Here is a 23,806-nt window from a genome sequence, read left to right as displayed (position 1 = left end):
TGGTCATGAAACTGTGTGCAGTACAACTGGCAGCGCTCAAGGGTGACCTGGCTGGCAACCTGCGTCGACACCTGTGCTGCATCGAGCAGGCGGCCCGTGCCGGCGCGCAGTTGGTGGTGTTTCCGGAGTTATCCCTGAGCGGCTATGAGCCCGCCCTCGCCCAGGCGCTGGCGCAAACCGGAGACTCGGTCTGGCTGGAGCCGGTGCAAGCGCTGTGTGACCAGTTTGGATTGAGCGTGGCCTTGGGCTTGCCGCTACAGGCCGCAAGCGGCGTGCAGATCGGTATGCCGATTCTGCGCCCAGCGAAACCTGCACTGGTGTACGCGAAACAGCGCTTGCATGCCGACGAAATGGACTTCTTTACCGCAGGCGAAAATCAGTTGGTGTTCACCGCAGGTGAGCTGCGGGTCGCTCCAGCGATCTGCTATGAGTCGATGTTTGTTGAGCACGCGATGCAGGCTCGTGAAGACGGCGCAGAGGTGTATCTGGTCAGCGTAGCCAAATCAGCCAAAGGCATCCGTGAAGGTTTTGCCCATTATCCCGCCGTTGCCAGCCGGCTGAGCATGCCTGTCTTGCTGGCCAATTGTGTAGGCCCGGCGGACAACTTTATTGGCGCCGGCTGCTCGGCAGCCTGGGACAGCCAGGGCCGGCTGCTGGCAGCGCTGGATGAGCACAGCGAAGGCTTGATCATGCTGGACACTACCAGCGCCAGCGCTGCGGTGATTGAGTTGGCCAAGCTACCTGGCGGCCGTTAAAAATCCAGCGCCAGGCTCTGGCGTCCTTCCAGGGCCAGCAAGAACTGCTTGGCCTGCAAGCCGCCGGCAAACCCGGTCAGACTGCCTGAGGCGCCAATCACACGGTGACACGGCGCGATGATCGACAGCGGGTTGCGCCCATTGGCGGCGCCGACTGCGCGTACAGCGTTGGGCTTGCCGATCTGCCGGGCAATATCACCGTAGCTGCGGGTTTCGCCAAACGGGATGGTCAGCAACGCCGACCACACCTCACGCTGAAACGCGGTGCCGGCAAAGTCCAGCTCAAGCTCGAAGCGGCGCCGCTGCCCGGCGAAATATTCACCCAACTGCTGCGCGGTTTTCTGCAGCAGCGGATGCTCGTCGTCACGCAGCAGTTCACCCAAACGCACCCGGTTTGCTCGCTCCTGCTCCCACAGTACCGCAGCCAGGCGGTCATCGCGGGCGACCAGTGTAAGTACGCCAACGGGCGACGGCATGAGCGTGAATGAACTGGGCATGAGGCTGACCGTGAGCAAAGAATCAACAGCTTACTGCAATCGATGCCGAGCTAATCAAATTGAATTGTTGCGCGGGTGTGCCAGTCGATAATCATGAGCAAAGTAATCTGAAGAGGTAACAGCGATGACTATCGAAGCAGAGACACTCACCCAGCTCACCGATGTCCTGGCCCAGCAGGGGCTGACCCGTCTGGTTCAGGTTCGGTTTACACGCACCCCGTACCGGTGCAATCACAAGTGGGTCTGCGAAGTGCGCTGACGGCCTTTGCTACCCGCTGGTTTGGAGCGCATAGCTCGCGCTGAGGAAGATCAGGTTGTGCGAAGGGCGATTGGAGAACCCTTGTTGCAACCCTCACGATCTAATCTTCTTCGGCTATTTCACACATGCCATTCACCCCGCCTTTGCCGGTGAAGGACATACTCCGATTGCCATCAGGGTCGATCGACAAAGACACAGTCATGCCGTCGACCTTGGCCTCGACGAAGATGTCAGTGGATTTCTTGAGCGTGGCCTCCTTCTCGTTGATAAAGATCGGGCCGCCCTCGTTGGCACGAACTTCCACATTCCCCGGACAGGTAGCGTTCACCATCGGGATCTCCGCGTTGACGACACCCGCCAGCGATACCAATGCGATGACCAGTTGCCGAAGCCCGTTTGCAGACGCCTTGCCGTTGTCTGGCAGGAACTCCGCCGAGCGGACCAGCGCGACATGATGCGCACCCTACCGTTAGTATGGGTTGCATCGCCAGGTACTCCTGAACCCAAACCACCGACGCCAAGCCTTAGCCAGATGATCCAGTCCGACCTCGACCTGTTCGGCCCATCCCCACAGCGCTTAGCTGCGCAGACGGTCCTGCTTCCAGGTTTCGTCCTGCCTCAGCTCGAGACTCTGCTGGACGACCTGCGGCCAATCCTGCGCTCAGCTCCGTTTCGGCACATGCGCACCCCGGGTGGCCAGGCCATGGCCGTGGCCCTCACCAATTGCGGCTCGCTTGGCTGGGTCAGCGACCAGCAAGGTTACCGCTACAGCGCGCACGATCCGCTCACTCAACAGCCCTGGCCAGCGCTGCCTGAGAGCTTCCTGCAGCTCGCCCGCAACGCGGCTGAAACCGCCGGGTTTGATAACTTCATACCCGACGCCTGCCTGATCAACCACTACCTGGCCGACACCAAGCTGAGCCTGCACCAGGACCACGACGAAAACGACTTCGCCCACCCCATCGTGTCCATCTCGCTAGGATTGCCGGCGGTGTTTCTGTTCGGTGGGATGCAACGCAAGGATCCGACCCAGCGCATCGCCCTCAATCACGGTGACGTACTGGTATGGGGCGGCGAAGATCGCCTGCGCTTCCACGGGGTAATGCCGATCAAGCCCGGCACCCACCCACGGATGGGCGCACGCCGGATCAACCTCACCCTGCGCCGGGCGGGTTGACTGGCCGAGCTCAATGTTCAAGGGCAGCAGCAAAGCAATTGCACGTCCCAATCAACGGATCTGGTGTTTGTGCAGGAGTCGATAGAAGGTGGGTCGAGAGATGCCCAGCACCTTGGCGGCGATACTCAGATTATCCGAATGCCGGTTGAGCACATCGCACAAGGCCTGGCGCTCAGCACGGTGCTTGTAATCCTCCAGCGTCGCCAGAGGCTGTTCCTCGGGGACCAGCACCTGCAAACCCAGATCCTGCGCCTCGATCTGCCGGCCCTCGGCGAGCACCAGCCCACGTCGGACCCGATTGGCCAGCTCGCGCACATTGCCCGGCCACTCGTGCCGACCCATCGCGGCCAACGCACTGTCGCTGAACGAGCGCGGCCTGCGCCCGGTTTCCAAGCTGTAAAACTGGGCAAAATGGCTGGCCAGCATCGACAGATCACCGTGCCTATCGCGCAGCGGCGCCGTGACCACCTGCAGCACGTTGAGCCGGTAATACAGGTCTTCGCGAAACTTGCCGCGCTCGATGGCTTGCTCAAGGTCCACATGGGTAGCGGCCAATACCCGCACATCAACCGGGATCAGTTGATCGCCGCCAACACGCTCGATGTGCTTTTCCTGCAAAAAACGCAGCAGATTGGCCTGCAGCTCAAGCGGTAGATCGCCAATTTCATCGAGGAACAGGGTCCCACCGTTGGCTGCCTCAATGCGCCCGACCTTACGCTGGTGCGCGCCGGTGAATGCACCCTTCTCGTGGCCAAACAGCTCGGACTGGATCAGATGCTCAGGGATCGCCCCGCAGTTGATGGCGATAAACGGCCTATCGTGCCGCTGCGACTGACGGTGCAGGGTCCGCGCCACAAGCTCCTTACCGGTACCGCTCTCGCCGCGAATGAGTACTGGCGACTCGGTCGGCGCCAACTTGCCCAGCAGCTTGCGCAGCTCGCGTATCGGCCGGCTGTCACCCAGCAGTTCATGCTCGGGCTTGTCCACCTGCACTGCGCCCTTGCCACGCAGGCGGGCCATGCCGAAGGCGCGGCCGAGGGTCACCTGCACCCGGGACACGTCAAACGGCAAGGTATGAAAGTCAAAAAACCACTCGCAGACAAAGTCGCCAACGTTCTGCGCGCGCAGTTGCTCGGCATTGAGCACGGCGATCCATTCGGTGTTGCTGCGCTTGATCATGTCCTTGACCGCATCGGGCGCCTGCAGGTGCGCCGCTTGCAGGCGCAATACACCTACATCGCAAGGGTGCTCAAGCGCCGCCGCCAGGGTACAGCTGTGCACGTCCCAACCGGCACCGCGCAGGCCCGGTAACAGACGGTGGCAGTCGTCGCACGGGTCGACGATCAACAATCGACGTTGCGCTGCAGCTTCAAGCATGACCGTTCCTTGGCGCCAATTGTTGGTTTTTTAAGTAGAAACAGTACGTTGCAGCGCCCGAATTAACAGTAGCAACGAACTCCAACTTACCCAGTACCGTTGGTCTGCCGAATGCCCGCCGGAAACTCCGCTACACGCTGGCTTTTACAAATTGTTGCCGTCTGAGCCGGGCACCTGCGCGGATTGGACTATTTGCAAAAAAAATTCGTCAAGGCTGTGACTTCATCCTACTCAGCGAGCATCAGTATCCATAACCCCGCGCTACTGACCTTGGCACCTTTGATACAGCGCGGACTTACTTTCGCTGTTTGGGACCATAGAGAGACCGAACCATGAATGCCCCGCTCCGTGTCAACGAAGCACTGCTGATCGCCGACCACGCCTTCGAACCCTTCCAGTGCGTTGCCTGGGATGCACCCAACGGTACTGGTGAACTGAGCCTGGCAGTGATCGACCGGACCAACACCCGTATCGGCAGCAAGCAAGTTTCCTCGCGTATTTATTCAGACCCGGCGCAATGGGCCAGCCTGATCGAGGAAGTGCGCGCCGACCTGTGTCAGAAGGGTTATGACTTGCAACCTTGGTCAATGCCCAAGTAAGCATTTGTTCATGCCAAAAGTGCGTGCCTGGCGCGCACTTTTGGCAACTCGCAGTGTGCCTTGATGGCAACTCTCTGATTAGCGCGACATCCTGTCGCAGCCGCCATTTGTGCAGCCTTTATATATCAGGGCAGCCGCTTGAAGTGCTCGATATGCTGATACTCGGCCTGCAATTGCTGCGCTAGCATTCTGCCTTTACCGACTCGCACTGGCGCCAATTCCATGTCGATCAACCAGGTCGTGCAGGGCATCGGCTGTAGCGCGCCCCAGCGTTGCAGGCGACCATCGGTAAACACCAGGCAACGCTGGACCTCCTGCGGATGACGCTGGTGTCGTGCCTGCAGCCATTGCCGAGCTTGCTCCAGCGCGCTGATCAGCGGCGTGCCGCCACCCGCGCCGAGGGCCTGCAACCAGGGCTGCAGCGCCGCCGAAGCTTTCAGCCCATGCCGCTGCCACTGGGCCGAACGGCCACTGGCAGTCAGCAGGGCCAGACGTGCGCGTTGGCGATAGGCTTGATCGAACAGCTCGGCAAGCACGCCCTTGGTCTGGGCAAGCGCCTGATGACGGCGGGTTGACGCCGAGGCATCGACAATCACCAGCCACAGCTCTGTCGGTTGGCCCAGACGCTGCTGCCAGCACAAATCACCACGCTGCCTTGGCCGGCCTTTGAGCAGCGTCGCCGGCCAGGCGACACGCCCGGCACCGGCCTTGCGCGCCTGTCCACGCGCCTCACCGCGCAAGCTGCCTGGCCGGGGCTTGGCATCCGCCGCGGACACACCTTGCTGACGGATGCTCAGGGCTTTTTTGCCCAGTTTGGTACCTCACGCCGCGGCCCGGCTGCAATCGGTTGGGCTGGCAGTGCACCACTGTCGCCGCCCTGCCCCGCGCTGGCAGTGCTGCTGGCTGGCGACTGCGCCGGCGCTGGGCTTGGCGGTTGCTGGGCTGGGGCTTCGCGGCGGCGATGGCGCAAGGCAAACTCGGCCACGGCGGTAATGTCTTCTTCATCGATGTGCTTGCTGCCGCGCCAGGCAGCGTGAGCACGGGCAGCTCGCAGCCAGACCAGATCAGCGCGCAGGCCATCGACACCGGCAGCAAAACAGCGTTCGGTGATCCAGGCCAGCGCCTGGTCATCCAGCGCAATCTGTTCCAGGCACGCGCGCGCTGCCTGGCAGCGCTCGCGCAGGTCCTGCTGGGCACCGGCCCACTCGGCGCAGAAGCCTTGCGGATCGCTGTCGAAGGCCAGGCGCCGGCGGATGATCTGCTGGCGTGCCTGCGGCTCGGGCAACTCGTCCAGCGACACGTTCAGGCCGAAGCGATCAAGCAGTTGCGGGCGCAGTTCGCCCTCCTCCGGGTTCATCGTGCCGATCAAGACGAACCGCGCCGAATGACGATGAGAGATGCCGTCACGCTCGATGCGGTTGGTGCCGCTGGCGGCGACGTCCAGCAGCAGGTCAACCAGCGGATCGGGCAGCAGGTTGACTTCGTCGACATACAGCACGCCGCCATCGGCGTGGGCCAGCACCCCAGGGGAAAACTGCGCTTTGCCCTGGCCCAGCGCGGCGTCGAGGTCCAGCGTGCCGACCAGACGCTCTTCGGTAGCGCCCAGCGGCAAGGTAACGAAGGGTGGCTGCTGCTCGGCGCTGCCGAGCAGGTCTGCCAGGCCACGGGCCAGGGTACTCTTGGCCATACCGCGCGGGCCTTCGATCAGCACGCCGCCGATCTTTGGGTCGATTGCGGTCAGGCACAACGCCAGCTTGAGCGCGTCGGCGCCGACCACAGCGGCCAGTGGAAACTGCATCGGTTCAGTCATTTCAATGGTCTTCCTCACCTTCGAGCAACTGCTCCTCAAGGGCTTCACGGTAACTGCCGGGTTCTTCCCAAAGGCCGCGCTGCTGGGCCTCCAGCAAGCGCTCGGTCAGGTCGCGCAGGGCCTCGGGGTTGTGCTCGCGCATGAATTCACGGGTCGCCGGGTCAAGCACATAGGCCTCGGCCAGCGCCTGATAATGATGGTCGTCGATCAGGTGCGTGGTGGCGTCGAAGGCGAACAGATTGTCGACCGTCGCTGCCAGCTCGAACGCGCCTTTGTAGCCGTGGCGCTTGGCGCCGTCGATCCACTTGGGGTTCAGCGCCCGCGCACGGATAACCCGGTTGAGCTCTTCCTTGAGCGTGCGGATGCGTGGTCGGTCGACTTGGCTGTGATCGCCGTGATAGCTCGCTACCGCCTCGCCGTGCAAGGTCTCGGCCGCGGCCAGCATGCCGCCCTGGAACTGGTAATAATCGTTGGAATCGAGCAGGTCGTGCTCGTGGTTGTCCTGATTCTGCAGCACTGCCTGCACCTGGCCAAGCCGCGTGGCGAACTGGGCCCGCGCGGGGGTACCCTCGTCACTGGCACCGTAAGCGTAGCCGCCGTAATTGAGGTAGACCTCGGCCAGGTCCTTGCGGTCCTGCCACAAACGGCCGTCAATGGCGTTCTGCACCCCGGCTCCATAGGCACCGGGCTTGGCGCCGAACACCCGCCAACCAGCCTGGCGCGCAGCCTGCTCGGCTTCGATGCCTTGCTCGATCAGGGCCTGACGCTCAGCCCGCACGCGAGCCGCCAGCGGGTTGAGGTGATCTGGCTCGTCCAGTGCTGCCACCGCCTGCACGGCGGCGTCGAACAGCCGGATCAGATTACCGAATGCATCACGGAAGAACCCTGACACACGCAGGGTGACGTCAACCCTTGGCCGATCGAGCAGGCTCACCGGCAGGATCTCGAAGTCGTCGACGCGCTGGCTGCCGGTGGCCCACACCGGGCGCACGCCCATCAAGGCCATTGCCTGGGCGATGTCATCGCCACCGGTGCGCATTGTCGCAGTGCCCCAGACCGACAAGCCGAGTTGGCGCAGGTGGTCGCCGTGATCCTGCAAATGCCGCTCAAGGATCAGGTTGGCCGAGGCAAAGCCCAGTCGCCACGCAGTGGTGGTGGGCAGGTTTCGCACATCGACGGTATAGAAGTTGCGCCCAGTCGGCAGCACATCAAGCCGGCCGCGGCTCGGCGCGCCACTGGGGCCTGCCGCGACGAAGCGCCCAGCCAGTGCTGCGAGCAGGCCCTCCAGCTCGGCGCCGCCGCAGCTGTCGAGGTTTGGCGCGACAACCGAGAGCAGTTCTTCAAGCACCTGGGCCACGCCCTGCCATTGTTGTTCGGTGGGCAGCTCCAAGCTGCCGGCCAGCGTTTGCTCGATCAACGTCAGCGCCAGTTGCTCCAGGCGCTCACGCGTATCGCCGTGGGTGCGCCAGGCGGCCTTGTCCAACGCCTGCAACATGGCCGGCCGGGGCCCTTGCCAAGGCTGGCCGAGGTCGCAGTCGAGTGGGTCGAAGCCGAGTTCGAAGGCTTTGCCCAGAGCACGAATAAGGCTGGCGTTGCCGCCTTTGCCGTCAGCGCGCTCGACCCGCAGCAACGCCAGCAGCGTATCGCTGCGCAGGCGGCCTTGCGGCGATTGGCCGAACACGTGCAAACCATCGCGAATCTGCGACTCTTTCAAGTCGCACAAATAAGTATCGAGGCGCGGCAACCACACGGCAGCATCATCCAGCTGACCTTCAAGCTGCAGCTCTCGGTCGATATGGTTGGCCTTGACCAGCGCCAGGATGTCGCGCTGCAGCTCTTGCGCACGGCGCGGATCAAGCAGCTGGGCTTCGTAGTATTCATCGGCCAGCTGTTCGAGGTCGCGCAGCGGGCCGTAACTCTCGGCGCGGGTCAGCGGCGGCATCAGGTGGTCGATGATCACCGCCTGGGTGCGGCGTTTGGCCTGGGCGCCCTCGCCCGGGTCGTTGACGATAAACGGATAGATGTTCGGCATCGGCCCCAGCAGCGCGTCGGGCCAGCACTGCGCCGACAAACCGACACCCTTGCCCGGCAACCACTCGAGGTTGCCATGCTTGCCGACATGAATGACCGCGTCGGCTGCATAAGCGTGGCGCAGCCAGAAATGAAATGCCAGGTAGCCATGCGGCGGAACCAGATCCGGGTCGTGGTAGACCGCACTGTGATCGACCTGATAACCGCGCGCCGGCTGGATACCGACGAAGATCTGCCCAAAGTGCAGGCCCGCGACCATCATGCGGCCGCTGCGGCACATCGGATCCGTCTCAGGGGCGCCCCAACGGGCGAGCACGGCGGCCTGGTTGTCTGCCGGCAACCGAGCGAACGCGGCATGGTAGTCGGCAAGGCTGAGGCTCTGCGCACACGGGCGCTGATCGAGATTGTCGAGGTCGTTGGTCACGCCGCCGAGCAAGTGCTGGATCAGCGCGGTGCCGGTGGCCGGCAGCTCGTCCAGCGGATAACCCGCAGCGCGCATCGCCTCAAGGATGTTCAAGGCCGCACCCGGCGTGTCCAGACCAACACCGTTACCAATCCGGCCATCGCGGGTCGGGTAGTTGGCGAGGATCAGCGCCACGCGCTTTTGCCCGTTCGGCAAGCGCGCCATCGCGACCCAGCGCCGGGCCAGTTCAGCGACGAAGTCCATGCGTTCCGGGTGGGCGCGATAGCACACCACATCCGCCTGGCTGCGCTCACTGCGCCAGGCCAGGTCCTTGAAGCTGACCGGCCGGGTGATGATCCGCCCGTCCAGCTCCGGCAACACGATGTGCATGGCCAGGTCACGGGCGCCGAGGCCCTGCTCGCTGGTTTCCCAGCCCAGTTGGTTGTCCTGCGCGCAGATCGCCTGCAACACTGGCACGTCCCGGCGCAGCGGCCGCGCATTGGGGCGCTCGGGGCTGGACAAGGCAAAGCCGGTGGTGTTGATCACTACCTCGGCTTCGACCTCATCCATCCACGCTTCCACCTGATCGAGACAGGCCCGCTCCTTGAGGCTGGCTACAGCGATCGGCAAAGGGTTGAGCCCCGCCAACTGCAGACGCTGACAGAACACGTCGATAAACGCGGTGTTGGCCGCCTGCAGGTGCGAGCGGTAGAACAGCAGCGGCGCCACCGGCAGCGCAGGGTCCCAGTCGGCGTACCAGTCCGGCAACTGCGCACTGGCCATGGCTGGGTGGTAAACCACGGTACGGGCCAGCGCTTCCGGCTCCTGCCAGGCGTAGTCGCGCTGGAACCACAGGTTGCCCACGCAGTTGAACAGGTTCAGCGCGTTGGCCTTGCCGCCCTGGCGCAGGTAGTGCCAGAGGCGCTCGGCCTGCTCGCTGCTGACTGTGCTCAGGCCGGTGAGCTCCGGGTCGGGGCGATCATCGCCCGGGACCATGATCACCTGGACCCCGCGCGCCGCCAGCTCGACCAATTGCTCGATGCCATAGCGCCAGTAGCCGACGCCACCATGCAGCGATATCAGGATCAACTTGGCGTGGCGCAGCACCTGGTCGACATAAAGGTCGACCGAGGCATGGTTCTGCACCTGCATCGGGTTGGCCAGGCGCACGCTGGGGTAGTCGCCAGGCAGCTGCTCGGCGGTTTCGGCGAGCAGCGCCAGGTGCGAGTCACCGCTGCACAGAATGACCAGCTCGGCGGCAGTCTGGCCCAGGTCGGCAATACTGTCGTCTGGTACAAAACCACCGGGCTGGGTGCGCAACAGGTGCATGGATCAGCCTTCCAGAGCCTGACGCAGGCGCGCTTCGAGCTGGCTGGCGTCAAGCTCCTGGCCGATCAGCACCAGCCGCGTGATGCGCGCTTCGTCAGCGCCCCAGGCGCGGTCGAAATGCTTGTCGAAACGGGTGCCCACGCCCTGAATCAGCAGACGCATCGGCTTGCCCGGGATGGCCGCGAAGCCTTTCACGCGCAGGATGCCAAACTCCACCACCAGCTGGTTGAGGGCCGCCAGCAGCAAGCGCTCATCGGCCTCCGGCAAGTCCAGCGAGATAGAGTCGAAGGCATCATGGTCGTGATCGTCATGATCATCGTCGTCATGATGGCTGTCGTGATGAGTACGGCGGCCATCGATATGTGCTTCCGATTCGGCGCCCAGACCGAGCAGCACGTCCAGCGGCAGGCGGCCGCTGCTGGCTTCGATGACCTTGACCGCCGGCGGCAGCTCCTCGGACACTTCAGCGCGGACCTTGGCCAGGCCTTCGGCGTCGATCAGGTCGGCCTTGTTCAATACCACCAGGTCAGCGCTGGCCAACTGGTCGGCAAACAGTTCGTGCAGCGGCGACTCATGATCCAGGTTCGGGTCGAGCTTGCGCTGGGCATCGACCTGGTCAGGGAACGCTGCGAAGGTGCCTGCAGCCACTGCCGGGCTGTCGACCACGGTGATCACCGCATCGACCGTGCAGGCGTTGCGGATTTCTGGCCACTGGAAGGCTTGCACCAGCGGTTTGGGCAAGGCCAGGCCGCTGGTTTCGATGAGGATGTGGTCGAGATCACCGCGACGCGCAACAAGCTCGCGCATGACCGGGAAGAACTCTTCCTGCACGGTGCAGCACAGGCAGCCGTTGGCCAGCTCGAAGACCCGCCCGTAGGCCTCTTCTTCGGTGCAGCCGATGGTGCATTGTTTGAGGATTTCGCCGTCTATACCGAGCTCGCCGAACTCGTTGACGATCACCGCGATGCGCCTGCCCTGGGCGTTGTCGAGCATGTGCCGCAGCAACGTGGTTTTGCCCGAACCGAGGAAGCCGGTGACGATGGTGACGGGGAGTTTGGCCAGTGTTTTCATGGATGCGTGTGCCCTTGGCAGAATGGCGCGGGCATGCAGGACGAGCGCCGCAGGCTGTCACAGCCGGGCTTGTTCGCCTCCGGATCACCCCGCCCGGATTAAAGTCGAAATCATCTCGAGGCAGGTCTCCTGGCTTGCACCGCACCGGCGCCGGGCCGGTTGGATGACGCCTTCCCGCGCAAGGCGCAGTGGCTGTGTCGATCCTGATCAGTGCTTACAGTTGCGGGGGCAGCCGCGGCTTGACCGCGTTCCCGTCTTAGCTCCGGACATGCCGGAGAACCTCGAAGCAGACAAGGCTACGCACCCCGGCGGCAAGCTGCAAGCGGCTTGAGGGGCTGTCATCTGCCTTATATAGGCGGCTGAATGCACGCTGCCGTGCACTTGTCACTTGCAGCGCGCCGCTGCGGCATGGTTTGCTAGCGCCTTGCGTTCAGGTGCCCCTATGGGGTGAAACGGGAAACCGGTGCGTCGCTGGCCTCAATAGAGAGCCCGACTACTCCGGTGCTGCCCCCGCAACGGTAAGCGAGCGAAGTGTCTTGACCACTGTGCCAGGCTGTAGGGCATGGGAAGGTGACGCTTTTCAAGGAGCCCTGCTCCTCCTCGTGAGCCCGGAGACCGGCCTGCGTAGTCGAATATAAACACCCCGCGGTGGGCGGGCGCTGTCGCATTTGCCCTGGGCCATCCACGCCCGGGGCTGGTGCGCTTGCCCCCTGCCTATAACAAGCAGAGGAATGCGTCATGCCCATCACCAGCGCCAAATCCAGCATCGCCACCCCCGTCAGCCTCAGTCAACGTCTGCTCGTCGCCGTCGGCGCCAGCCTGGTTGGCCTGTGCCTGGTGTACTTCGCCGGTTTCTCGCACATCGAGGCGGTGCACAACGCAGCCCACGATACGCGCCACAGCGCTGCCTTCCCCTGCCACTGAGTAGCCTCGCATGATTACGCGTATTGCCCGCACTGCCGGGTTCAGCGGCCTGCTCGCCGCCCTGCTGCTGACCCTGCTGCAAAGCTTCTGGATCAGCCCGTTGATCCTCGAAGCTGAAACCTTCGAGAGCCCCGCCCCGACTGCCCAGCATGAGCATGGCGAAAGCGCCGTTGCTGCCCACGAACACAGCGCCGAAGCCTGGGCGCCTGAGGACGGCTGGCAGCGCGTGCTGGCCACCACCGGCGGCAACCTGGTGGTCGCGGTCGGCTTTGCCCTGATGCTGGCAGCGCTGTACAGCCTGCGCGAGCCCAACCGGGTCGCCACCGGAGCGTTGTGGGGCCTGGCCGGCTTTGCCGTGTTCTGCCTGGCGCCAACCTTGGGTTTGCCGGCCGAGCTGCCGGGCACTGCAGCGGCCGACCTTGGTCAACGTCAGACCTGGTGGATCGGCACCGCGGCCGCCACCGCGGTCGGCCTGGGCCTGATCGTATTTGCCCAGCACTGGCTGCTGAAGGTCGTCGGCGTACTGCTGTTGGCGCTGCCACACGTGATCGGCGCGCCGCAGCCAAGCGTGCATGAAAGCCTCGCGCCTGAGGCTCTGGCAACCCAGTTCAAGATCGCCTCGTGGCTGACCAACGCCGCCTTCTGGGTCGCGCTTGGCCTGCTCAGTGCGTGGCTGTTCCGCCGTTCGCAGCAGGCCTGATGGCTGACCCGCTACCCGCCGTGTACGTCGGCTTTGGCTGCCGCAAAGGCTGCCCGGCCGACGATCTTGAAGCGCTGTTGCAACAGGGCCTCGCCAGCTTGGGCTTACCCGTGCAGGCATTGCAGGGCATCGCCAGTATCGATTTGAAAGCCAATGAAACTGGCCTGCATGAGCTGGCCGCTAGCCTGCAACTGCCGCTGCGTTTTTTTTGCGCCGAGCAGTTGCAACGGTTTGCCCCGCAACTGAGCCGGCGTTCGGCTACAGCCTTCGCCCACAGCGGCTGCTGGGGCGTAGCCGAAAGCACCGCCCTGGCCCTGGCCGCGCATACTCACGGCAGCGCGCGGCTGGTGCTCACCCGGCTAACGTTGGCGGGCGCTACCCTCGCCCTCGCCAGTGCTGGATAATCGCCTCCATTTTATTTGCAAGGATTTGCCATGACGGTCTACTTCATCGGCGCCGGCCCGGGCGATCCGGAACTGATCACGGTCAAAGGCCAGCGCCTGATCCGGCAGTGCCCGGTGATCATCTACGCGGGCTCGCTGGTCCCTGCCGCCGTGCTCGAGGGTCACAGCGCCGAAACTGTCATCAACAGCGCCGAACTGCACCTTGAGCAGATCATCGACGCCATGCGCAGCGCACACGCGATGGGCCACGATGTCGCGCGGGTGCACAGTGGTGACCCTAGCCTGTACGGCGCCATCGGCGAGCAGATCCGTCACCTGCGCGAGCTGGGCATCGACTACCAGATCATCCCCGGGGTCACCGCGACTGCCGCCAGCGCTGCGCTGCTAGGCTGTGAGCTGACGCTGCCGGGCATCGCCCAAACGGTGATCCTCACCCGTTACGGCGACAGCTCGCCGATGCCCGCCGGCGAACAACTCGGCGATCTGGCCCAACATGGCAGCACCCTGGCGATCCACCTCGGCGTCACGCACCTGCCACGGATCGTTGCAGAGCTGCTGCCGCATTACGGCGCTGACTGCCCGGTTGCGGTCATCCATCGCGCCACCTGGCCTGATCAGGACTGGGTCAAAGGCACGCTGGCGGATATCGTCGAACTGACCAGCGCACGGGATTTTCGCCGAACCGCGTTGATCCTTGTCGGCCATGTATTAGGGGATACGCCATTCGCTGAATCGGCTCTGTACCGGGCCGGCCACGCTCACCTGTATCGCCCCGGCAACAGCTGATTGCCAGCGCCGCCAGCGCGGAGCAGACTCGACCAACCTTGTCGCTATCGGAGCACCACCCATGCTGGAACTACGCCCCAACTGTGAATGCTGCGCGGTCGAGCTGCCCGGCGACAGCCTGGATGCAATGATCTGCTCGTTCGAATGCACGTATTGCCGTAGCTGTGCCGAACAACGTCTGCATGGACGCTGCCCGAACTGCGCGGGTCAGCTGCAAAGCCGGCCGACCCGCGTTGGTGACGCACTGAGTAACAACCCCGCCTCCACTCAGCGCGTCATCAAAGACCACGCGCCCTGCGCCTGATTCCTACCGCCTGCAGGCCGGTAAGGCCTGCCGCATCCGGATTGTTACCGGGGTTTTTGTAGGAATTTTCCTCAGAATCACCTGGTTTATTCATCACGCCTATACTCGGCATTACCATGGACTGAGAATCGACGTATCTTGCGCGCTGCCTGGGGTTTGCGGATCACCCCTCAGGCACGTTCCTGTGTGATTCAGGCAACGGACCCTCTTCACCACAGGAGCTAGCGATGACAACCGTGCTGCTGGTCGATGACCACCCAATCGTTCTAACGGCCGTACGCATGCTGCTTGAGCGCGAACGTTTTCGCGTCATTGGCACCGCCGAAGACGGTAAGCAAGCCGTGGAACTGGCCCGCAAACTCTCTCCGCAGGTGGTCATCGTCGACATCGGCCTGCCCGAGCTGGACGGCATGGAGGTGATCAAGCGCCTGCAGCTGCTGGACCCACCACCCAAGATTATGGCTCTGACCGGGCAACCTGCCGACCTCTACGTCAGGCGTTGCCTGGACGCCGGGATTGGTGCTTTCGTCAACAAGAACGAGGACATCGAGTCGGTGGTATTCGCCCTCAAGGCACTGATGAAGGGCTACTCGACCTTTCCGCAGATGTCGGTCAACAGCAACTCGCTGGAGTCCGAAAACGCCCGGCTGAACAGCCTGTCCAACCGCGAGATGGAGGTGCTGCGCAGGCTTGCTCGGGGCGAGAACAACAAGGCTATTGGCGAGTCAATGAACCTTAGCGCCAAGACCATCAGCACCTACCGCGGACGCATCATGGAGAAGCTCAAGTCGGAGTCGCTGGTGGAAATGGTCGATCTGGCCAAGCGCAACAGCGTCAACTGAAGCCTTACGCCATGAACGGCCTGCGCGCACTGCTACTCCTGATCAGCCTGAGCGGCGTGCCTGCGGCCGTGCTCGCTGACAGTCAGCCACGGCAGTTGCTGGCGCGCTCGACCAGTGCTGCAGCCCCACTGGAGCTGGCCGTCGATGACCGCGAGTGGCTCAACCAGCGCAAGGTACTGCTACTCGGCAGTTCAGGGCCGGATTACCTGCCGTTTGAGATCAACATCACCCCCGCCGATCATGAAGGGCTCAATGCTGATTATGCCGGTTTGATCGGCGAGCAGTTGGGCATAGCCGTTCAAGTGCAGCGTTTTGACAGCCGCGAACAGGCCATCAAAGCCTTGCAGGACGGGCAAATCGATCTGCTCGGCAGCTCCAACGCAACCGAAGCCAGCAATGCCGAGCTTACCTTGAGCCAGGCCTATGCAGACGACCTGCCGGTGATCGTCGCTCGACAGGACCAGGCCCTGCGCCATGGCGATGACCTGGCCGGGCTGCGGCTGGCGATGGTCGACCATTACCTGCCGGCCAGTTCGGTCAAGGCCCAGTATCCGCAGGCGCAGCTGCAACTTTATCGCTCGACCTTGAGCGGCTTGTCTGCGGTCGCCATGGGCGACGCCGACGTCTACCTGGGCGACGCCATCAGCACCGACTACCTGATCGGCAAGAGCTACCAAGGCCAGGTGCGCATCGACCATTTCTCGGCGCTGCCCGGCGGCTCGTTCGCCTTCGCGACGCGCCGCGACAACTCGCGCCTGCTCAGGTTGCTCAACCAAGCCCTGAACCGCATCAGCGACAGCGAGCGGCTGAACATTCTGCGTCGCTGGAGCAGCGGCAACACCAGCCTCCTGCTCCAGCGCCTTAACACCCCGCTGACCCCTGCCGAACAACACTGGATCGAACATAACCGCAGCGTCCAGGTGCTGGTCACGCCGTCCCTGGCGCCGCTGACCTTCAACGACGCCGAGCAACGCCCCAGCGGGGTCGCCCTTGATCTGCTCAAGCAGATCAGCTTGCGCACCGGGCTGGATTTTCAGATCAGCGAAGTGGATGCCGTCCAGGAGATGGTTGACCAACTGCTGCGGGGCGAGGCGCAAATGATCGGCGCGATCGGTTACGGCAGCGAGCGCGCGGCACGTTTGCGCTTCACTCGCCCCTACCTGGTCAGTCCGCGGGTGCTGGTCACCCGCGCCGGCAACCCCGGCAGCACTCCGGCGGCATTGATCGACAACCGCCGGATCGCAGTGGTGCGTGGCTCTCCGCTGGGTGCACTGGTGCAGCGCCAACATCCACAGGCCAAGCTGGTGGAAGTCGATTCACCACTGGGGCTGATGGAAGCGGTGGCCAACGGTGAAGCAGAAGTCGCCTTGAGCAGCCATATCAATGCGCGCTACTACATAGATCATGTGTTCAAGAATCGCCTGCGCATTGCCGCCTTGTTTGGCGAGGAACCGGCGCTGGCGGCCTTTGCCATGGCTGCCAATCAGCCGGAGCTGCATGCGATTATCGACAAGGCGCTGCTGAGCATACCGCCCGACGAATTGGATCAACTGGTCAACCGATGGCGCAACACCACCCTGGTCAGTGACAGCCCATGGCGCAATTATCGCAGCCTGGCCTTGCAGGTGCTGGTTCTCGGCGGCGTGCTGCTGGCCGGTGTCGTGTTCTGGAACACCTACCTGCGCAAGCTGATCCAGCAGCGCACCGAGGCCCAACGGGCGTTGCAGGCGCAACTGCTCCTCAGTCGAGGCCTGCTTGAGCAGCTACGCCAGGCCAAGGACGCTGCCGAGCAGGCCAGTCAGGCTAAAAGCACCTTCCTGGCCACCATGAGCCACGAGATTCGCACGCCAATGAACGCGGTTATCGGCTTGCTGGAGCTGGCCCTGGAAGATGGCGCTCGCAGCGACCCACTGACCTTGCAGACTGCCCACGATTCAGCGATTGGTCTACTTGAGCTGATTGGCGACATCCTCGACATCTCGCGCATCGAAGCTGGCCACATGACCCTGACACCGGTGCCGACCGATCTGATCGAGCTGGTCCGTGCCAGCTTGCGCGTATTTGACGGCAATGCCCGGATCAAACGCCTGCAACTGCGCAGCGAGCTGCCTGAGCAGCCACTCTGGGTGCTGGTCGATCCGCTGCGTTTCAAGCAGGTCCTGGCCAATCTTCTGAGCAATGCGATCAAGTTCACCGACCGCGGCGAGATCCTCGTCAGCCTCACCTGCGCGCCGGCCTCGGCAGAGCTGCTGCAACTGAGCCTATGCGTGCAAGACAGTGGCGTGGGTATCAACCCCGTCAACCAGGCGCGCCTGTTCAACAGCTTTGCCCAGGTCGACGGCCCACGCGCCCAGCAAGGTGCAGGGCTGGGCCTGGTGATCAGTCGCAGCCTGGCCCAACTGATGGGCGGCACGCTGGACCTGCAAAGCGTCGAGGGCCTGGGCACACGCGTCGAGGTCAGCCTGGCGCTGCCCAGCGCAACGCCTGCATCGCAGCCGCAGACCAGCGAGGCCACCCAGCAGCAACCCGGCCAACCTCTGCGCATTCTGGTGGTCGACGACTACCCGGCCAACCTGCTGTTGCTCGACAAACAACTGAGCAGCCTGGGTCATCAGGTGACGTTGGCTGAAAACGGCCAACTGGCCCTGACCAGCTGGCAAGCCGGCGAGTTCGATCTGGTTATCACCGACTGCAGCATGCCGGTCATGGATGGCCATGAGCTCAGCCGCAGCATTCGCGCGCTGGAGCGCGCAAGTGGTCAGCCTGCCTGCACCATCATCGGCGTCACCGCCAACGCACAGGCCGAGGAGCGCGCCCGCTGCCTGGACAGCGGCATGAACGACTGTCTGTTCAAGCCGATCGGGCTGCATACCCTCAAGGCGCACCTGCCGCGCCGCGCTTTGAATCCGCCGAGTCCGCGCCCAAGCGGGTTCGACATCGAGCAGTTGCGCAACTTGACCCAAGGTGACGAGCAGCTGATCAGACGTCTGCTCGAGCAACTGGCACGCAGTGCCGCTGAAGACCTCGCCGCCCTGCACGCATTGGGCGCAAACCCGCCGAGCGCTGCGCTACGCGACCTTGCTCATCGGATCAAGGGCGGCGCGAAAATGCTCAAGGTGCGCGGGGTCGTGCGCGACTGCGAGACCCTCGAGCAGGCCCTGGCCGCAGACCAACCCAGCGCAGCCGCCCGGCAGCAGTTGCAGGCAAGCCTGCACACGTTGCAAGGTGAACTGCGCGCAGGGCTCAATGCAATTGCAGAGTCGAACTGATCTGACCGATTGCATCGACCACATGCCGCGAGCCTTGCTGGATCTCCAGAATGACCGTGCCCGCCTCGTTGACCAATTGCACACCTCGGCCGGTGTGCGACAAGCTCGATTGCATGCTGGCGACCGCAGTCAATGACAAGTCGTGGTTCTGCCTGACCACATCGACGATTTCCAGGGTGGCCTTGCTGGTGCGCGCAGCCAGATTACGCACTTCATCGGCTACCACAGCGAAACCACGGCCGTGCTCACCGGCGCGCGCCGCTTCGATTGCGGCGTTGAGCGCAAGCAGGTTGGTCTGGTCGGCAATGCCGCGAATGGTCAATACAATCTGGCCGATGATCTCAGACTGCTTGCTCACGGCATCGATGGTCCGCGCAGCGTCGCTCAGCTCCTGAGAGATTTGTTCGATCACCTGCACGGTCTGCTGCACCACCTCGCTGCCTTTGCGCGCGCAGGCGTCAGTCTGCACCGAGCTGGCGTGGGCAGCATCGGCGGCGCTTTGCTGAGTGCTGACCTGGGCGGTGATGTCGCTGGCGAACTTGACCACTTTGACCAACCGGCCCTTGTTATCGAAGATCGGGTTGTATGAAGCCTCCAGGTAGACAACCTGGCCTTGCTTGTTGATTCGCTCGAAACGGTGCGAATGGTACTCACCGCGGTTAAGCGACGCCCAGAACTCGCGGTATTCAGCCGACTCACGCTCATGGGCGAGGCAGAACAGTCCATGATGACGGCCCACCACTTCTTCGAGCCGGTAGCCCATGGTTTGCAGGAAGTTGGCATTGGCAGTCAGCACCCTCCCCTGTGGTGTGAATTCGATCACTGCCATGGATCGGCCGATCGCCTGCAGCAGGGCTTCGCTTTCGTGCTCGTCGTGGATTCGCTGAGTAATGTCAGAGGCGACCTTGATCACACTGGTGACGCGCTGTTGTTCATCCAGCACGGGCATGTAACTGGCTTGCAGCCAGACCTCGCGGCCAGCCTTGTCTACGCGCTCGAAGGTACCGCTGATGGCCTCGCCTCTGCCCAGCGCTTGCCACAATTGCTGGTAGGCCGGGCTTTTTGCGTACTCCGGATCGCAGAACAGGCGGTGATGCTTGCCCGCGATTTCCTGGGCGCTATAGCCCAATGCCTGGCAGAATTTATCGTTGGCGGCAATGATAGTACCGTCGCCGGTGAACTCGATCATGGCCATCGACCGACTGATCGCGGCCAGTCTGGCCTCCATCCCCACCAAGGCCTGATGACAGCGCTGGATTTCGACGATATCGGATTTGCGATGGTAATCGAACATGACGCCGGGCTCCTTGCATGGACGGGGTGCCCTCAGCATAGATCGCCGGCGAAGCGGCGCAAGGCCGCTGATATCACCTTGGAATCAGCCGCTTCAGGTGCTTTCCCGAACCATCAGCTCAAAGCCCAGATCCTGACGCGTGGCGCCCACCCGCTTGCCATCGAGCATCGCCAGCAGTGCTTGCGCCGCGGCCCGACCAACGGCAGCACGCGGGGTCCGGATCGAGGTCAGAGGCGGCACCATGTGCGCAGAACCTGGCAGGTCGTTGAAGCCGACCATGGCCACTCGTTGCGGCACCGCGATGCCTTGGCGCAGAGCCTGCAGGACTGCGCCCTGAGCGAGGTCATCGTTACAGAAGAACACCCCGTCGACTTCCGGTGCCTGTGCCATCAAGCGGCTGAACAGTTCACCGCCAAGACCAATTGACGAGGGCTGTGCGGCCAGTAGCTCAAGTTCGGGCGCTTGCAATCCGGCCTCGAGCAACGCCTGGCGAAAGCCTGCGGCGCGCTGCATCACCCGCGGGTCGAGCTGCGCGGCAATGAACGCCAGGCGGCGCCGACCGCGCTCGATCAAATGGCGCGCGGCTGCGTAACCGGCCTGCTGCTGGGAAAACCCCACCGACACCGCATCCGCCCGCTCCCCCAGCTCCATCATGTGCACACAGGGCACTCGGCTGGCCGCGAGCAAATGGCGCGAACCTTCGGTGCGATCAAAGCCGGTCAGCAGTACGCCACAGGGCTGATAGGCGAGGTAGTTGCGGATCAGGTTCTCTTCTTCATCGACGTCGTAATGATAGTTGCCGATCAGCACTTCGAGACCGCGCGGACGCATCACTGCGTGGATCGCTTCGAGGGTATCGATGAACAGCTGGTTGGACAGTGACGGGATCAATACCACCACCGAATGGCTGCGCGCCGAGGCCAGGGCGCGGGCTGCCGGGTTGGCGATGTAACCCAGGGCAGCCGCGGCAGCGAGTACTTTTTCCACTAGATCGGGGGCCACGGTGGCGACCCCGCGCAACGCCCGCGAGGCCGTTATCGGTGAAACGCCGGAGAGCCTGGCGACTTCTGCCAGGGTGGGACGACCAGTAGTGCGGGAGCCGGTACGAGACATGGGTGTTGTAATTTTACTACTTGCCAAGGGTGGGGAACGGCAACTAAGGTAGCGCTGTCCCAGGACACAGGCAATGTAATCTTTATCAGTTGCCCTGCGTCGAGCGACCATACTGCGTTAGACAAGACCAATAACATCCGGGAGGGTGGCGCCCACACACCGACGTCCATGTCGAGACAGCGCTATCTTACCTGCAGGAGGTACTGATGAACTCTCCCCTGTCCGCGATCGTGGTGATGGGTGTAGCAGGCTGTGGCAAGAGCTGCATCGGCGCTGCCATTGCCGCTCGCAGCGGCGGTCGGCTGATCGAAGGCGATGCTTTTCACCCCGCTGCCAATATCGAAAAAATGAGCGCTGGCGTGCCGCTCGATGATGCCGACCGTGCCGGCTGGCTGGTGCTGCTCGGCCAGGAACTACAGGCCACGCTCAAGGCCGGCGAACGCCCCATCCTGACCTGCTCTGCGCTGAAGCGCCGCTATCGCGATGCGTTGCGTGAAGCCGTGCCTGAACTGGGCTTCGTGTTCCTCGAACTGACCCCTGCCGAGGCCGAGAAGCGCGTGCTGGCCCGTCCTGGTCACTTCATGCCGGCCAGCCTTATCGAAAGCCAGTTCGCCGCCCTTGAATCCCCACGTGGTGAGCCGCTGACCCTGGCGCTGGATGCTACCCGTCCGGTGGCCGCGCTGGCCGAAAGCGTGCACGACTGGCTAAAGCCCTGCGGTGAGCGGACGTTAGCGCGGATCGCCTGAGCGGCGGTTTACCGGCTCACCAAAGACAGCGCTGTCTCGACGTTAAAACCCGCTAGAAGTTCAATAACGCTACGCCTAACAACAAAGATAAAACCGAGGCTCATTAATCATGTTCGGACTGGCTACCGATACCTTCCTGCTACTCGATGCCCTGGTGACCATCATCGGGCTCATCCTGCTGATCACCCATTTCAAGGTGCATCCTTTTGTTGCGCTGACCCTGGCTGCGGGCTTTCTCGGCCTGACCTCGGGCATGCCCGTGGCCAAGGTCATGAAGTCGTTTCAGGACGGCTTTGGCGGCGTGCTGGGCTTTGTCGGCATCGTGCTTGCTCTGGGCACCATGCTCGGCAAGCTGATGGCCGACTCCGGCGGCGCTGACCAGATCGCGCAGACCCTGATCCGCGCCTTCGGCAAACAGAAGGTGCACTGGGCAATGATGTTCGCCGCATTTCTGGTGGGCATCCCGCTGTTCTTCGAAATCGGCTTTGTACTGCTGATCCCGCTGGTGTTCATCGTGGCCCGGCGCACCGGGGTGTCCTTGGTCAAGATCGGTATTCCGCTGTTGGCAGGCCTCTCCGTCGTGCATGGCCTGGTGCCGCCGCATCCAGGGCCACTGCTGGCGATCGGCATTTTCAATGCCGACATTGGCAAGACCATCTTCTACGGTTTGCTGGTAGCGCTGCCGACGGCAATCATCGCCGGTCCGCTGTACGGCAGTTTCATCGCGCGGTATATCCCGGGCAATCCGTCACAAGAGCTGATGGACCAGATTGCACGCGAGTCCGACCAGCGCGACCTGCCAAGCTTCAGCGTTACCCTGATTACCGTGCTGCTGCCGGTGGTGCTGATGCTGTTGAAGACGTTTGCTGATGTAGTGCTGCCCGCTGAACACATCGTGCGCCAGTGGATGGACCTGATCGGGCACCCGATCACCGCCCTGCTCGCGGCGCTGCTGCTGGCGTTCTACACCTTCGGCTCGGCGCGCGGCTTCAACCGTCAGCAGATCATGAAGATGCTTGACCAGAGCCTGGCCCCCACCGCCGCCATCGTGTTGATTGTCGGCGCTGGCGGCGGCTTCAAGCAGATGCTGGTAGACACCGGCGTGGGCAACGTCATCGGCCAGATGGCGGTGCAGGCGCAGATATCGCCAATCATGCTGGCCTGGTTGGTGGCGGCGGTCATTCGAATTGCCACAGGCTCGGCAACGGTAGCCACTATCACCGGCGCTGGTATCGTGGCACCGGTGATCGCTTTGGTACCCGGGGTCAACCGTGAACTGCTGGTGCTGGCCACCGGCGCCGGCTCGCTGATTTTGTCACACGTCAACGACGCCGGTTTCTGGCTGGTCAAGCAGTACTTCAACATGACCGTGGCAGAAACCTTCAAGACCTGGAGCATGATGGAGACCATCCTGTCGGTAGTCGGCATCATCTTCATCATGTTGCTTGCGCAGTTCGTCTGACCGTTGGTCGGGATACTGGCACCTAGCTTGGGGTGTCATGCTCAAGTGAGATAAGGGCCTTGCCGCATGATCAGCGTCTGTTCAGCGGCAAGGCTGGCACTTTATCCACGCAAAGGAGCTTGCCCATGAAACGCTTCCTGCTGCTTGCCGCCGTGCTCGCAACGCCTTTGGCCATGGCCGCCGGTACTGGCCCAACCTACCCGGACGACCCGCACAACAGCGCGCCCAAGCCTGGCGCGGACAGCACGCTGAATCCTATCGAAACGCCCATGCCGCGCAATAACGACCCGCGCTTGAATGGAAATGATCCAGATAGCCCGCCTGCCAGCCAGAGTAATGAGCACAAGCTGCCGGGCATGGGCACTCAAGAAGACGCACCTGTGGGTACCGGTCAGGGCGCTGGCAGCAGCAATCCGCAACCCTGAATGGCGCTTGACTATTGCCGAGTTTGAGCCAAGTACTGACCTGCACTGACCTCTATCGCCCACGCGGGTGATGAATATGGCCCGGCCACGCTGTGCGCAATCCGCGCTCAGCGTATGCCGGTCAGGATGTGTTCAGAATAACCATCCTGTCGTCCTCTCCGTACACCCCGCCTGCTTCTACCCATCACTCCTCTTGCCTGGCAAAGCATTCAGCTCTACGGGTAGAGCG

At 63.1% G+C, this 23,806-nt stretch carries 22 protein-coding genes, 2 pseudogenes and 2 riboswitches; of the genes and pseudogenes, 14 read left to right on the top strand and 10 right to left on the bottom strand.

Annotation, left to right across the window (positions count from 1 at the left end):
* Nucleotides 1-5: 5 nt before the first annotated feature.
* Nucleotides 6-755 (top strand): carbon-nitrogen hydrolase family protein, encoded by a 750-nt coding sequence (locus ACQZ2L_RS21750; RefSeq protein ID WP_430327804.1) that lies wholly within the window; start codon nt 6-8, stop codon nt 753-755.
* Here the strand turns inward: ACQZ2L_RS21750 and ACQZ2L_RS21745 are convergent.
* Entirely contained in the window at nt 752-1,252 is a 501-nt protein-coding gene (locus tag ACQZ2L_RS21745) for a methylated-DNA--[protein]-cysteine S-methyltransferase (protein WP_430327803.1), read from the bottom strand. The genes ACQZ2L_RS21750 and ACQZ2L_RS21745 overlap by 4 nt on opposite strands.
* 124 nt (nt 1,253-1,376) lie before the next feature.
* Between ACQZ2L_RS21745 and ACQZ2L_RS21740 the strand changes: the two genes are divergently transcribed.
* Nucleotides 1,377-1,511 carry a hypothetical protein gene (locus ACQZ2L_RS21740; RefSeq protein WP_256585737.1) on the top strand — a complete coding sequence of 45 codons (135 nt, stop codon included), beginning with the start codon at nt 1,377-1,379 and terminating at the stop codon, nt 1,509-1,511.
* Nucleotides 1,512-1,611: 100 nt separating this feature from the next.
* On the opposite strand, the gene ACQZ2L_RS21735 is transcribed toward ACQZ2L_RS21740, so the two are convergent.
* Nucleotides 1,612-1,842, bottom strand: coding sequence for a hypothetical protein (locus ACQZ2L_RS21735; protein WP_430327802.1), 231 nt, complete (start codon nt 1,840-1,842; stop codon nt 1,612-1,614).
* Nucleotides 1,843-2,043: 201 nt separating this feature from the next.
* Between ACQZ2L_RS21735 and alkB the strand changes: the two genes are divergently transcribed.
* Nucleotides 2,044-2,688 (top strand): DNA oxidative demethylase AlkB, encoded by a 645-nt coding sequence (alkB, locus tag ACQZ2L_RS21730; protein WP_430327831.1) that lies wholly within the window; start codon nt 2,044-2,046, stop codon nt 2,686-2,688.
* 51 nt (nt 2,689-2,739) lie between these two features.
* Here the strand turns inward: alkB and ACQZ2L_RS21725 are convergent, their stop codons facing one another.
* Nucleotides 2,740-4,065, bottom strand: a complete 1,326-nt coding sequence (locus ACQZ2L_RS21725; protein ID WP_430327801.1) for a sigma 54-interacting transcriptional regulator — start codon at nt 4,063-4,065, stop codon at nt 2,740-2,742.
* 332 nt (nt 4,066-4,397) lie between these two features.
* Between ACQZ2L_RS21725 and ACQZ2L_RS21720 the strand changes: the two genes are divergently transcribed.
* A complete protein-coding gene (locus ACQZ2L_RS21720; RefSeq protein WP_430327800.1) occupies nt 4,398-4,664 on the top strand; it encodes a hypothetical protein in 267 nt (88 codons plus the stop codon).
* Nucleotides 4,665-4,789: 125 nt separating this feature from the next.
* On the opposite strand, the gene ACQZ2L_RS21715 is transcribed toward ACQZ2L_RS21720, so the two are convergent.
* From ACQZ2L_RS21715 to cobW, 4 genes are read right to left on the bottom strand one after another with little or no spacing between them, the layout of a single operon-like run.
* Nucleotides 4,790-5,404, bottom strand: coding sequence for a vWA domain-containing protein (locus tag ACQZ2L_RS21715; RefSeq protein WP_430327830.1), 615 nt, complete (start codon nt 5,402-5,404; stop codon nt 4,790-4,792).
* Nucleotides 5,405-5,457: 53 nt separating this feature from the next.
* Nucleotides 5,458-6,474, bottom strand: a complete 1,017-nt coding sequence (locus tag ACQZ2L_RS21710) for an ATP-binding protein (protein WP_430327799.1) — start codon at nt 6,472-6,474, stop codon at nt 5,458-5,460.
* 1 nt (nt 6,475) lies between these two features.
* The gene (gene cobN, locus ACQZ2L_RS21705) at nt 6,476-10,237 is read right to left on the bottom strand and encodes a cobaltochelatase subunit CobN (RefSeq protein ID WP_430327798.1); all 3,762 of its coding nucleotides are present in this window, start codon (nt 10,235-10,237) and stop codon (nt 6,476-6,478) included.
* A 3-nt stretch (nt 10,238-10,240) separates the two neighbouring features.
* A complete protein-coding gene (gene cobW / locus ACQZ2L_RS21700; RefSeq protein WP_430327797.1) occupies nt 10,241-11,308 on the bottom strand; it encodes a cobalamin biosynthesis protein CobW in 1,068 nt (355 codons plus the stop codon).
* A 102-nt stretch (nt 11,309-11,410) separates the two neighbouring features.
* Nucleotides 11,411-11,607: riboswitch (cobalamin riboswitch) on the bottom strand.
* A gap of 116 nt (nt 11,608-11,723) precedes the next feature.
* Nucleotides 11,724-11,946: riboswitch (cobalamin riboswitch) on the top strand.
* A gap of 100 nt (nt 11,947-12,046) precedes the next feature.
* Here cobW and ACQZ2L_RS21695 point away from each other — a divergent pair.
* From ACQZ2L_RS21695 to ACQZ2L_RS21665, 7 genes are all read left to right on the top strand, one after another.
* Entirely contained in the window at nt 12,047-12,232 is a 186-nt protein-coding gene (locus ACQZ2L_RS21695; RefSeq protein ID WP_430327796.1) for a CbtB domain-containing protein, read from the top strand.
* Nucleotides 12,233-12,242: 10 nt separating this feature from the next.
* Nucleotides 12,243-12,932 (top strand): CbtA family protein, encoded by a 690-nt coding sequence (locus ACQZ2L_RS21690; protein ID WP_430327795.1) that lies wholly within the window; start codon nt 12,243-12,245, stop codon nt 12,930-12,932.
* Nucleotides 12,932-13,336 (top strand): cobalamin biosynthesis protein, encoded by a 405-nt coding sequence (locus ACQZ2L_RS21685; protein ID WP_430327794.1) that lies wholly within the window; start codon nt 12,932-12,934, stop codon nt 13,334-13,336. The genes ACQZ2L_RS21690 and ACQZ2L_RS21685 overlap by 1 nt, the downstream gene beginning before the upstream one ends.
* A gap of 30 nt (nt 13,337-13,366) precedes the next feature.
* Nucleotides 13,367-14,122, top strand: a complete 756-nt coding sequence (cobM, locus tag ACQZ2L_RS21680) for a precorrin-4 C(11)-methyltransferase (RefSeq protein WP_430327793.1) — start codon at nt 13,367-13,369, stop codon at nt 14,120-14,122.
* Nucleotides 14,123-14,183: 61 nt separating this feature from the next.
* Nucleotides 14,184-14,426 (top strand): DUF1272 domain-containing protein, encoded by a 243-nt coding sequence (locus ACQZ2L_RS21675; protein ID WP_430327792.1) that lies wholly within the window; start codon nt 14,184-14,186, stop codon nt 14,424-14,426.
* 227 nt (nt 14,427-14,653) lie between these two features.
* Nucleotides 14,654-15,268, top strand: a complete 615-nt coding sequence (locus ACQZ2L_RS21670; protein ID WP_430327791.1) for a response regulator — start codon at nt 14,654-14,656, stop codon at nt 15,266-15,268.
* Nucleotides 15,269-15,279: 11 nt separating this feature from the next.
* The gene (locus ACQZ2L_RS21665) at nt 15,280-18,537 is read left to right on the top strand and encodes a transporter substrate-binding domain-containing protein (protein WP_430327790.1); all 3,258 of its coding nucleotides are present in this window, start codon (nt 15,280-15,282) and stop codon (nt 18,535-18,537) included.
* On the opposite strand, the pseudogene ACQZ2L_RS21660 reads toward ACQZ2L_RS21665, so the two are convergent.
* The 3 genes and pseudogenes from ACQZ2L_RS21660 to ACQZ2L_RS21650 form a co-directional block, all read right to left on the bottom strand.
* Nucleotides 18,512-18,940: pseudogene (locus tag ACQZ2L_RS21660) on the bottom strand (methyl-accepting chemotaxis protein); the annotation flags it as partial. The gene ACQZ2L_RS21665 and the pseudogene ACQZ2L_RS21660 overlap by 26 nt on opposite strands.
* A 108-nt stretch (nt 18,941-19,048) precedes the next feature.
* Nucleotides 19,049-19,765, bottom strand: a pseudogene (locus ACQZ2L_RS21655) (PAS domain-containing protein); the annotation flags it as partial.
* Between the two features lie 159 nt (nt 19,766-19,924).
* Nucleotides 19,925-20,944, bottom strand: coding sequence for a LacI family DNA-binding transcriptional regulator (locus ACQZ2L_RS21650; protein ID WP_430327789.1), 1,020 nt, complete (start codon nt 20,942-20,944; stop codon nt 19,925-19,927).
* 206 nt (nt 20,945-21,150) lie between these two features.
* Between ACQZ2L_RS21650 and ACQZ2L_RS21645 the strand changes: the two genes are divergently transcribed.
* The 3 genes from ACQZ2L_RS21645 (at nt 21,151) to ACQZ2L_RS21635 (ending at nt 23,577) form a co-directional block, all read left to right on the top strand.
* Nucleotides 21,151-21,690, top strand: coding sequence for a gluconokinase (locus tag ACQZ2L_RS21645; RefSeq protein WP_430327788.1), 540 nt, complete (start codon nt 21,151-21,153; stop codon nt 21,688-21,690).
* 109 nt (nt 21,691-21,799) lie between these two features.
* Complete coding sequence (locus tag ACQZ2L_RS21640; RefSeq protein ID WP_430327787.1) at nt 21,800-23,152, top strand: GntP family permease; 1,353 nt, start codon at nt 21,800-21,802, stop codon at nt 23,150-23,152.
* 125 nt (nt 23,153-23,277) lie between these two features.
* A complete protein-coding gene (locus ACQZ2L_RS21635; protein ID WP_430327786.1) occupies nt 23,278-23,577 on the top strand; it encodes a hypothetical protein in 300 nt (99 codons plus the stop codon).
* Nucleotides 23,578-23,806 lie beyond the last annotated feature (229 nt).

Origin of the sequence: Pseudomonas shirazensis, assembly GCF_050496565.1 — a bacterium.
In the GTDB taxonomy this organism is placed as follows: Bacteria; Pseudomonadota; Gammaproteobacteria; order Pseudomonadales; family Pseudomonadaceae; genus Aquipseudomonas; species Aquipseudomonas shirazensis_A.
The sequence above is the reverse complement of the archived record's forward strand: the minus strand, read 5'-3'. Positions and strand labels throughout refer to the sequence as shown.